The organism is Streptomyces sp. ATLC9, assembly GCF_057196705.1.
Map to the genome: position 1 here is coordinate 1 of NZ_JBXUOY010000209.1, position 9,413 is coordinate 9,413.

At 74.2% G+C, this 9,413-nt stretch carries 10 protein-coding genes and 1 pseudogene; 8 read left to right on the forward strand and 3 right to left on the reverse strand.

Going from position 1 to position 9,413, the window contains the following annotated elements; all coding sequences use genetic code 11:
• Positions 1–194, forward strand: a pseudogene (locus AC2CJA_RS19690) (TetR/AcrR family transcriptional regulator); the annotation flags it as partial.
• A gap of 36 nt (positions 195–230) precedes the next feature.
• On the opposite strand, the gene rsgA reads toward AC2CJA_RS19690, so the two are convergent.
• The 3 genes from rsgA to AC2CJA_RS19705 all read right to left on the reverse strand — a co-directional run bounded on the left by rsgA (position 231) and on the right by AC2CJA_RS19705 (position 3,445).
• Positions 231–1,265: a ribosome small subunit-dependent GTPase A gene (gene rsgA, locus AC2CJA_RS19695; RefSeq protein ID WP_484604015.1), complete on the reverse strand. Its 1,035-nt coding sequence runs from the start codon at positions 1,263–1,265 to the stop codon at positions 231–233.
• Positions 1,266–1,277: 12 nt separating this feature from the next.
• Positions 1,278–2,636, reverse strand: a complete 1,359-nt coding sequence (gene aroA, locus AC2CJA_RS19700) for a 3-phosphoshikimate 1-carboxyvinyltransferase (protein WP_484604016.1) — start codon at positions 2,634–2,636, stop codon at positions 1,278–1,280.
• A 95-nt stretch (positions 2,637–2,731) separates the two neighbouring features.
• Positions 2,732–3,445 (reverse strand): M50 family metallopeptidase, encoded by a 714-nt coding sequence (locus tag AC2CJA_RS19705; RefSeq protein WP_484604023.1) that lies wholly within the window; start codon positions 3,443–3,445, stop codon positions 2,732–2,734.
• A 158-nt stretch (positions 3,446–3,603) separates the two neighbouring features.
• Between AC2CJA_RS19705 and AC2CJA_RS19710 the strand changes: the two genes are divergently transcribed.
• The 7 genes from AC2CJA_RS19710 to AC2CJA_RS19740 all read left to right on the forward strand — a co-directional run bounded on the left by AC2CJA_RS19710 (position 3,604) and on the right by AC2CJA_RS19740 (position 9,318).
• A complete protein-coding gene (locus AC2CJA_RS19710; protein ID WP_484604017.1) occupies positions 3,604–4,419 on the forward strand; it encodes an SOS response-associated peptidase in 816 nt (271 codons plus the stop codon).
• Between the two features lie 4 nt (positions 4,420–4,423).
• Positions 4,424–5,080 carry an alpha/beta hydrolase family protein gene (locus tag AC2CJA_RS19715; protein WP_484604018.1) on the forward strand — a complete coding sequence of 219 codons (657 nt, stop codon included), beginning with the start codon at positions 4,424–4,426 and terminating at the stop codon, positions 5,078–5,080.
• Between the two features lie 269 nt (positions 5,081–5,349).
• Complete coding sequence (locus AC2CJA_RS19720; protein WP_484604019.1) at positions 5,350–6,021, forward strand: sigma-70 family RNA polymerase sigma factor; 672 nt, start codon at positions 5,350–5,352, stop codon at positions 6,019–6,021.
• Complete coding sequence (gene rsrA / locus AC2CJA_RS19725) at positions 6,018–6,371, forward strand: mycothiol system anti-sigma-R factor (RefSeq protein WP_484604020.1); 354 nt, start codon at positions 6,018–6,020, stop codon at positions 6,369–6,371. The genes AC2CJA_RS19720 and rsrA overlap by 4 nt, the downstream gene beginning before the upstream one ends.
• Before the next feature lie 328 nt (positions 6,372–6,699).
• Entirely contained in the window at positions 6,700–7,713 is a 1,014-nt protein-coding gene (locus tag AC2CJA_RS19730) for a tetratricopeptide repeat protein (RefSeq protein ID WP_484604021.1), read from the forward strand.
• Between the two features lie 81 nt (positions 7,714–7,794).
• Entirely contained in the window at positions 7,795–8,427 is a 633-nt protein-coding gene (def, locus tag AC2CJA_RS19735) for a peptide deformylase (RefSeq protein WP_484604024.1), read from the forward strand.
• 153 nt (positions 8,428–8,580) lie between these two features.
• Positions 8,581–9,318 (forward strand): D-Ala-D-Ala carboxypeptidase family metallohydrolase, encoded by a 738-nt coding sequence (locus AC2CJA_RS19740; RefSeq protein WP_484604022.1) that lies wholly within the window; start codon positions 8,581–8,583, stop codon positions 9,316–9,318.
• Positions 9,319–9,413 lie beyond the last annotated feature (95 nt).

The following is a 9,413-nucleotide window of genomic DNA, read 5'->3' on the forward strand; positions in this document are numbered from 1 at the left end:
CCGCCGCGCTGGTGCCCGGGGGGAGGGCCGCCCGCGACGGCGCGCACGGCCCCGCCGCGCTGCGCCACGCCTGCGAGGTGGGCCTGCGGCTGGCGCTGTCCTACGTGGTCGCACCCTGCGACGGCCCGCCCGAGGCGACCGAGGAGGCCGCGGGCGCCCATGTCACCCAGGTGCTGCGAGCGCTGCTCGGCTGACCCCCGCGGGCGGGCCGGGGCGGACGGCCTGCCGGGTCAGTCGCCCTCCCGGCGTTCCCGCGTGGCCAGCAGGCGTCGCAGGGAGAACAGCCGGGCGGGGTCCGCGTGGCCGTCGGCGACCCAGGAGTCCAGCGCGCAGTCCGGCTCGTCGTGCCCGCAGGCACGCGGACAGCCGTCGGTACCCGGCTCCAGATCCGGGAAGGCGTGGATCACCCGGGACGGGTCGATGTGGTTCAGGCCGAAGGACCGCACGCCCGGGGTGTCGATCACCCAGCCGCCCTCCGGCACCGGCGGGAAGGAGACCTCGCCGGGCAGCGGCAGCGCCAGGGCCGAGGTCGTGGTGTGCCGGCCGCGCCCGGTGACCGCGTTGACGTGGCCCGTCGCCCGCCTGCGGTCGGGCGGGACGAGCGCGTTGACCAAGGTGGTCTTGCCGACCCCGGAGTGGCCCACGAAAGCGGTGCTCCGGCCCCACAGGAACTCGCGCACCCGGTCGGCGGCGGCGCCGTCGGCCAGCTCGTCGCGGTCGGTCACCACATGCCGGACCCCCAGCGGGGCGTACGTCTCCAGCAGCGTGCCGGGCGGCGCCAGGTCCGACTTGGTGAGGACCAGCAGCGGCTCCAGGCCCGCGTCGTAGGCGGCCACCAGGCAGCGGTCGATCAGCCGGGGGCGGGGCTCGGGGTCGGCCAGGGCGGTGACGATGGCGAGCTGGTCGGCGTTGGCGACGACGACCCGCTCGTAGGGGTCGTTGTCGTCGGCGGTGCGCCGCAGCACCGAGGAGCGCTCCTCGACCCGGACGATCCGCGCCAGGGTGTCCCTGGCCCCCGACAGGTCGCCGACGACCGCCACCCGGTCGCCCACCACGACGCCCTTGCGGCCCAGCTCGCGGGCCTTCATGGCGGTCACCGTGCGGCCGTCCACCAGGCAGGTGATCCGGCCCCGGTCGACGGTCAGGACGAAGCCGGGGGCGGCGTCCTCGTGCTTGGGCCGGATGCTGGTGCGCGGGCGGCTGCCCCGGCGGCCGGGGCGGATCCGGATGTCGTCCTCGTCGGTGTGTTTGCCGTAGCGGCGCATGGCCGGTCCGCCCTACCCTCTGCCCCCGTCACCTTCGAGCATGGCGCTCCACAGCTCGGGGAAGTCGGGCAGGGTCTTGGCGGTCGTCGCGACGTTCTCCACCTCCACGCCCTCGACGACCAGGCCGAGCACCGCGCCCGCCGTGGCCAGCCGGTGGTCCTCGTAGGTGTGGAAGACCCCGCCGCGCAGCGGACGCGGGCGGATGACCAGCCCGTCCGCGGTCTCGGTGACATCGCCGCCGAGACCGTTGATCTCCTTGGTGAGCGCGGCCAGCCGGTCGGTCTCGTGCAGCCGCAGATGCGCCACGCCGCGCAGCCGCGACTCGGAGTCGGCCAGCGCCGCGACCGCGGCGATGCCGGGGGTCAGCTCGCCCACCTCGCTCAGGTCCACGTCGATGCCGTGGACCCGGCCGCTGCCGGTGAGGGTCAGGCCGTGTTCGTCCAGCTCGCAGCGCCCGCCCATCTCGGTGAAGATCTCACGCAGCGCGTCACCGGGCTGGGTGGTGTGCGCCGGCCAGTCCGGGACGGTCACCCGGCCGCCGGTGACCAGCGCGGCGGCGAGGAAGGGCTGGGCGTTGGACAGATCGGGCTCGACGACCAGGTCGCGGCCGAGCAGCGCGCCGGCCGTGACCCGCCAGACGTTCGGCTCGCCCCCGGACTCGGGAGTGTCCACCTGGGCGCCCGCGGCGCGCAGCATCTCCACCGTCATCCGGATGTGCGGCATGGACGGCAGCGGGCCGCCGGTGTGGCGGACCTCCACACCCTGGTTGAAGCGGGCGCCGGACAGCAGCAGCGCGCTGACGAACTGGGAGGACGAGGAGGCGTCGATCTCCACCGTGCCGCCGGTCAGGGAGCCGCCGCCGTGCACGGTCATCGGCAGCGCGCCGCGCCCGCCGTCGTCGACGCGGGCGCCCAGCGCGCGCAGCGCGTCGATCACGCCGTGGAGGGGGCGCTCGTGGGAGCGCCTGTCGCCGTCGAAGTGGACCGGGCCGTCGGACAGGGAGGCCACCGGCGGCAGGAAGCGCATCACGGTGCCGGCGTTGCCGACGTCCACGGTGGCGGGGCCGTGCAGCCCCGCGGGGATGACGCGCCAGGCCTCGCCGCGGGCTCCGGAAGCGGCGGAGCCGCCCGCGACGGGCGCGGAACTGGAGGACACCGTCTCCTCGATGCCCACCCCCATGGCCCGCAGCCCCTCGGCCATCAGCAGGGTGTCGCGCGAACGCAGCGGGCGGCGCAGCCATCCGGGCTCGGAGGCCAGGGCGGCGAGTACCAGGCCGCGGTTGGTGACCGACTTCGATCCGGGCACGGTGACGGTCGCGTCGACGGCGCCGGACGCGAGCGGCGCAGGCCAGACAGTGGTGTGGTCGGTCATGGGGCCAACTTTAGTGGCTCCGGCGGGACGGGAATCCCGGCAGGACACGGGGAAGGCCGGGCGGGAGGCCCGGACGAGGGGCCCGGAGCGGGGCGTCAGAGCCCCAGCAGCCACCGCCCGCCACCGGTCAGCGAGCACAGCGCCACGGCGTGGAAGAGCAGCAGCCACAGCGGCGCGGGCGCGTTCGTCAGCCGCGCGAGCTGGTCGGCGTCGGAGTCCGGGGCCTCGCCCCTGCGCCGCTTGCCCTGGAGCTCGAAGACGGGCCGCACGCCGCCCAGCAGCAGGAACCACACCACCCCGTACGCGAACGCCGCCCGCACCTCGGTCCCGGCGAACCACGACACCAGGAAGAAGGTCCCGCCGGTGAGGACGACGGTGAGCACACCGTAGGCGTTGCGCACCGTCACCAGCATCGCCAGCAGCAGCGCCGTGGCCCCCCACAGCAGCGCGGTGACGTGTCCGGCGGCCAGCAGCCAGGCCCCCGCCAGACCGAGCAGCGACGGCGCGGTGTACCCGGCGGCGGCCGTCAGCACCATCCCGACGCCGCTCGGCCGCCCCCGGGAGACGGTCAGCCCGGAGGTGTCGGAGTGCAGGCGTATGCCCTCCAGCCGCCGCCCGGTCAGCAGCGCCACGATCCCGTGCCCGCCCTCGTGGGCGATGGTCACCGCGTTCCGCGCCACCCGCCACGGCCCCCGTGCGGCGACGACGGCCAGGGCCGCCAGCCCGGTGGCCGCCACGACCGCGAACGACGGGTCGGGCTGCGTCCCGACGACGCGGTCCCAGACCTCGGCGATGCCGTCGGTGTCCATGCTCATGCTCGGCCGCCCCCTCCTCTTCCCCGCGGTACGTCCCACCCGCCGAGGCGGTGTGCTCCGCAGTGTGCCACGGCCCTCGTACGGCCCCCGCCCGGAGCCCGTGCGGCCGTTCCCGGTGCCGCGGGCCGCACGGACGTGGCAGGGTGGCGGACATGTGCGGACGGTATGCGGCGAGCCGATCGGCCGGTGAACTGGCCGGGCTCTTCGGAGTGGAGAAGCGGGACCCGGCCGAGGAGCTGGCGCCCGACTGGAACGTGGCCCCGACCAAGCAGGTGTACGCGGTGCTGGACCGGCCGGTGAGGGACAGCGGCGATCCCCGCCCCGTGCGCCAGCTCAGGACGCTGCGCTGGGGGCTGGTGCCCTCCTGGGCGAAGTCCCCGGACGTGGGCGTGAAAATGATCAACGCGCGGGCCGAGACGGTGCACGAGAAGCCCTCCTACCGCCGCCCCTTCGCCGCCCGGCGCTGCCTGCTGCCCGCCGACGGGTACTACGAGTGGGTCACCGGGACGGCCGAGCGGCAGGAGGAGGAGAAGGGCAGGCGCAAGCGGCCGCGCAAGCAGCCGTACTTCGTGACCCCCGCCGACGGGTCGGTGATGGCGATGGCCGGGCTCTACGAGTTCTGGCGGGACAGGACACTGCCCGAGGACCACCCCCGGGCCTGGTGGTCCACCTGCACGGTGATCACCACCGAGGCGCGGAGCGAGCCGTTCGCGGGCGCCGGCGGGGACGGGCCGCGCTCCCTCGCCGACATCCATCCCAGGATGCCGCTGGTGCTCACCCCCGACCGCTGGGACGCCTGGCTGGACCCGGCCCGCACCGACACGGAGGAGGTGCGCGGACTGCTGGTCCCGCCGCAGGCCGGGGCGATGCGGGCCTATCCGGTGCGCGGCGAGGTCAGCAACGTGCGCAACAACGGGCCCGAACTGCTGGAGGAGCTTGACGCGCCCGAGGCCGGGACGCTGTTCTGAGCCGGTGAGCGACGACAGCACCGGTACCGACGGCACCGGCACCACCGAGGAGGTCGCCACCCCGGCCGGTCCGGCCCGGATCACCTGGCGCCGCGCCGCCCGGCCGCGACTGCTCCTCGCGCTCGGGCACGGAGCCGGAGGCGGTGTCGAGGCGCGGGACCTGCGGGCCCTGGCGGACGAGCTGCCCGCGCACGGCGTCTCGGTCGCCCTGGTCGAGCAGCCCTGGCGGGTGGCCGGGAAGAGGCTGGCGCCCGCTCCCGGGAAGCTGGACGAGGGGTGGCGGGCGGTGTGGCCCGCCCTGGAGAGGGCAGGGCTGCCGGTCGTCTCCGGAGGGCGCAGTGCCGGGGCGCGCGTGGCATGCCGGACCGCCGCCGAACTCGGTGCGCGCGCCGTGCTCGCGCTCGCCTTCCCCCTGCACCCGCCGGGGAAGCCGGAGCGGTCCCGGGCCGGCGAGCTCCTGGGGGCGGGGGTTCGGACCCTGGTCGTCCAGGGCGGGCGCGATCCCTTCGGGCGGCCCGGCGAGTTCCCCGAGGGCACGGAGGTCGTCGAGGTGCCCGGAGGCGACCACGGTTTCGCCGTGCCGAAAAGGGGGGCGCCCTTCCAGGGGGAGGCGCTCGGCGTGATCACCGGCGCGGTGCGCGAGTGGCTGGCGCGGGAATGATCCCGCGCGCGTGCGTGTTGACCCGTCGCAGTACACGTAGCGGACCGCACGCACGCGCGAGGAGAGGGAGTCCACCCGACATGGGTTCGATCGCATGCCCGTCCCGTCCTGTGGGTACCCGTGCCACAGCCGCCCGGGTGGACTGGGCGACACTGAGGCTCGCCGGACCCGTGGGGGACGTCCCACTCCAGTCGGCGGAGGAGGCGGACCGTCGTCTATTCTCCGGTTCGAATGGGTCCGGCAACGGACTCGAAGCCGCATCGGAGGAGGTGGGTCCGGTCGCCGCGACCGACGACGCTGCGCCCAGGGAGCCCGTGGAGACGGACGCCGAACGGAACGCGCGCTTCGAACGGGACGCCCTCGCCTTCCTGGACCAGATGTACTCCGCCGCGCTGCGCATGACGCGCAACCCCGCGGACGCCGAGGACCTGGTGCAGGAGACGTACGCCAAGGCGTACGCGTCCTTCCACCAGTTCCGCGAGGGCACCAACCTCAAGGCGTGGCTGTACCGCATCCTCACCAACACCTTCATCAACTCGTACCGCAAGAAGCAGCGCGAACCGCAGCGCAGTGCGGCCGAGGAGATCGAGGACTGGCAGCTCGCGCGTGCCGAGTCGCACATGTCGACCGGGCTGCGCTCGGCCGAGTCGCAGGCGCTGGACCGGCTGCCCGACTCGGACGTGAAGGAGGCGCTCCAGGCGATCCCCGAGGAGTTCCGGATCGCGGTCTACCTCGCGGACGTCGAGGGGTTTGCGTACAAGGAGATCGCGGACATCATGGGGACACCCATCGGCACGGTGATGTCCCGCCTGCACCGCGGTCGCAGGCAGTTGCGCGGCATGCTGGAGGACTACGCCCGCGAGCGCGGCATGGTCCCGGCGGGCGCGGACGGCGCCACCGCGCCCGAGGAGTCGCACGACCGGAAAGGCTCGGGCTCATGAGTTGCGGAGAGCCGCACGAGACGGACTGCGCTGAGGTCCTGGACCACCTGTACGAGTACCTGGACCGTGAGATGCCCGACGGCGATCTGACGAAGTTCAGGGAGCACTTCGAGGAGTGCTCGCCCTGCCTGGAGAAGTACGGTCTGGAGCAGGCCGTGAAGAAGCTGGTCAAGCGGTGCTGCGGCCATGACGAGGTGCCCGGCGACCTGCGCTCCAAGGTCATGGGCCGCATCGAACTGATCCGTGCCGGGCAGGCCGTGCCCGAGCAGCCCGTGGTGGAGCCCGGGGCGGGCCGGTCCCGCACCGCTCCCCTCGGGGGCCCGGGCGAGGCCGGCGGGGAACAGCCCTGACGGCCGCGGGCTCCGCGTCCTGCGCACCACCTCGGCCCGCACCCGCCACATCACCCGAACGCGTTAAGCCGCTCGGCTGCCGCCTGCCGTGGCGCGGACGGCCGTGAGCTCCCCCGCGCCGCCGTCCCGGACGTGCTCTCCGGGCCTCGAACCGCTCGATACCCCTACGACCGACGGGTAATGAGCGCGCACCCGGGTGGGCATGGTTGGATGCGAACCGGGAACCGCGGCTGGGAGAAGACCGCGGCACGGACACCGCGGCGGGGACCGCGGGACAACGGCCGCGAGGACGGTCGGGAGCAGCAGGCGGGAGTCAGGCGGGAACATCGTGAGGATCTTCGGCAAGGCAAGGCACCGGCCCTCCGCCGACTGGCGGGTGGTCACCGACCGCGCGTTCACGCTCATCGGTGACGGGCGCTACGAGGACGCCGGCACGCTGCTGACCCGTGCCGCCGACCTGGAGCCGTGGCTGTCGGAGTCCTGGTTCAACCTCGCGCTGCTGCACAAGTTCCGGCACGACTGGGAGCAGGCGCGCGCCGCCGGACTGCGCGCCGTCGCGCTCCTGGACCGGTCGGCCGGGGCTCCCGACTGGTGGAACGTGGGCATCGCGGCCACCGCGCTGCAGGACTGGGCCCTGGCCCGGCGTGCCTGGCAGGCGTACGGCCTGCGGGTACCGGAGATCCCCTCGTCCGACCGCGCCGACGGCGCTGCCCGGCTCCACGCCGGCCCGCCGGCCGGCATGGAGCTGGGCAGCGCCGCGGTGCGCCTGTCGCCGGAGGGCGAGGCCGAGGTGGTGTGGGGACGGCGCCTGGATCCGGCCCGCGTCGAGGTGCAGAACATCCCGCTGCCGTCCTCCGGGCGCCGCTGGGGCGAGGTGGTGCTGCACGACGGGGTACCGCACGGTGAGCGGACCACGGCCGCGGGCCACGCCTACCCGGTCTTCGACGAGATAGAACTCTGGGCGCCCTCGCCGGTGCCCACCTGGGTGGTGCTGCTGGAGGCGGCGACCGAGGCGGACCGGGACGCGCTGGAACTGCTGGCGGCGGACGCGGGTTTCGCGGCCGAGGACTGGTCCTCGTCGGTGCGGCTGCTGTGCCGGTCCTGCTCGGAGAGCCGGATGCCCAGCGACGAGGGCGAGGGCGCCCCCCGGCACGATCCGCACGACCACAGCGTGCCCGGGCATCCGGGGCCGCTGGGGCACATGACGTCGGGAGAGCTGTGGGTGCCCGAGCGCGAGTGCGGCCTGGCGGCCCCGGCCTCCCTGGTGCGCGGGCTGCTCGACGGCTGGGTCGCCGACAGCCCGGACACCCGTGAGTGGCGGGACCTGGAGGAGGTCGGCTGAGACCGGCCGCGTACGGAGCCGGGGGTCTGCCCGTACCCTGTACGGGTCGTGGTGGAGCACCGAGGAAGGCGTACGGCGAAGATGGCGGAGCACGAGACCGGGCAGCGGGTGGACGACGAGGGGTTCGTCGTCGACACGGAGGACTGCGAGGAGCGCGAGCGGACCCACCGCGAGCGCGGCACCGCCCGTCCGATCACCGTCGTCGGCAATCCGGTACTGCACAGGGAGTGCCGCGACGTCACCGGGTTCGACGGTGAACTGGCCAAGCTGGTCGACGACATGTTCGCCAGTCAGCGCGCGGCGGAGGGCGTCGGCCTGGCCGCCAACCAGATCGGGGTCGACCTGAAGGTCTTCGTCTACGACTGCCCGGACGACGAGGGCGTGCGGCACGTGGGCGTCGTCTGCAACCCGGTGCTGGAGGAACTGCCCGCCGAGCGCCGGGCGCTGGACGACTCGGGCGAGGGCTGCCTGTCGGTGCCGGGCGCTTACGCCTCGCTCGCGCGCCCCGACTATGCCGTCGTGCGCGGACAGGACGCCGAGGGCAGGCCGATCACGGTGCGGGGCACCGGGTATTTCGCGCGCTGCCTCCAGCACGAGACGGACCATCTCTACGGCCGCCTCTACATCGACCGCCTCTCCAAGCGCGAACGCAAGGACGCCCTGCGGCAGATGGCCGAGAAAACCCCGCGCTACGAGACGGTGCCCAACGACTGAGCGGCGCCGCGGGCCGGTGGGGCCGCGGTGAACGGCGTGTGACGGTGGGCGGGCCTCCAGTGGCCCGCCCATTGGCGTTTCCGAAGGCGTGTTGACGCGGGTAGACCCCCTCCGCCACCCTCGGAGGCCCCACTGTTCCGACACGGAGGCACCATGCTCAGAGGCATCATCCGTCTCATCCTCAGTGTTGTCATGGTCGCGGCAGCATCGCTGGTCGGCGCGGTCACCACCGCGGGCACCGCCCAGGCCGACACGTGCTACACCTGGAACCGCACCCTCTCCCAGGGCATGTCCGGCTCGGATGTCGCCGAACTCCAGGTCCGCGTCTCCGGTTACCCCGGCTACGGCAACGTGCTCGCCATCGACGGCTCCTACGGCCCGGCCACGGCCGCGGCCGTCAAGCGTTTCCAGGCCGCGTACGGGCTGTCGGCCGACGGTGTGGCCGGTCCGCAGACCTTCAGCAGGATCTACGCCCTCCAGGACGCCGACTGCACCCCGGCCCACTTCTCCTACTCCGAGCTGAACAGGTGCAACTCCACGTGGAGCGGGGGCGCGGTGAGCGCGGCCACGGCCAAGCGCAACGCCCTGATCTCGATGTGGAAGCTGGAGGCGATGCGTCACGCCCTGGGCGACGCGCCGATCCGGGTGACCAGCGGCTTCCGCTCCTACTCCTGCAACAGCGCGGTGGGCGGCTCCTCCAACAGCCGCCACCTCTACGGTGACGGCGTCGACCTCGGCGCCGGCTCGCACACCCTGTGCAGGATGGCGCAGCAGGCCCGCTACCACGGCTTCCGGGGCATCCTCGGCCCGGGCTACCCCGGCCACAACGACCACACCCACGTCGACCACCGCTCCAGCCGCTTCTGGTCGGCGTCCGGCTGCGGGATCTGACCGCGGCGCCCCTCCGGAACGGAGCCGGTCCGGAACGGCGTGGGGGGGGCGGGGCCCGCGCGCGGGGGGGGGGGGGCGCCCCGGCGCGGGGGGCG

Excerpts from the sequence above, each read along its gene's own strand:
- rsgA (WP_484604015.1), bottom strand. The coding sequence starts at position 1,265 with ATGCGCCGCTACGGCAAACACACCGACGAGGACGACATCCGGATCCGC.
- aroA (WP_484604016.1), bottom strand. The coding sequence starts at position 2,636 with ATGACCGACCACACCACTGTCTGGCCTGCGCCGCTCGCGTCCGGCGCC.
- AC2CJA_RS19705 (WP_484604023.1), bottom strand. The coding sequence starts at position 3,445 with ATGGACACCGACGGCATCGCCGAGGTCTGGGACCGCGTCGTCGGGACG.
- AC2CJA_RS19710 (WP_484604017.1), top strand. The coding sequence starts at position 3,604 with ATGTGCGGACGGTATGCGGCGAGCCGATCGGCCGGTGAACTGGCCGGG.
- rsrA (WP_484604020.1), top strand. The coding sequence starts at position 6,018 with ATGAGTTGCGGAGAGCCGCACGAGACGGACTGCGCTGAGGTCCTGGAC.
- def (WP_484604024.1), top strand. The coding sequence starts at position 7,795 with ATGGCGGAGCACGAGACCGGGCAGCGGGTGGACGACGAGGGGTTCGTC.
- AC2CJA_RS19740 (WP_484604022.1), top strand. The coding sequence starts at position 8,581 with ATGCTCAGAGGCATCATCCGTCTCATCCTCAGTGTTGTCATGGTCGCG.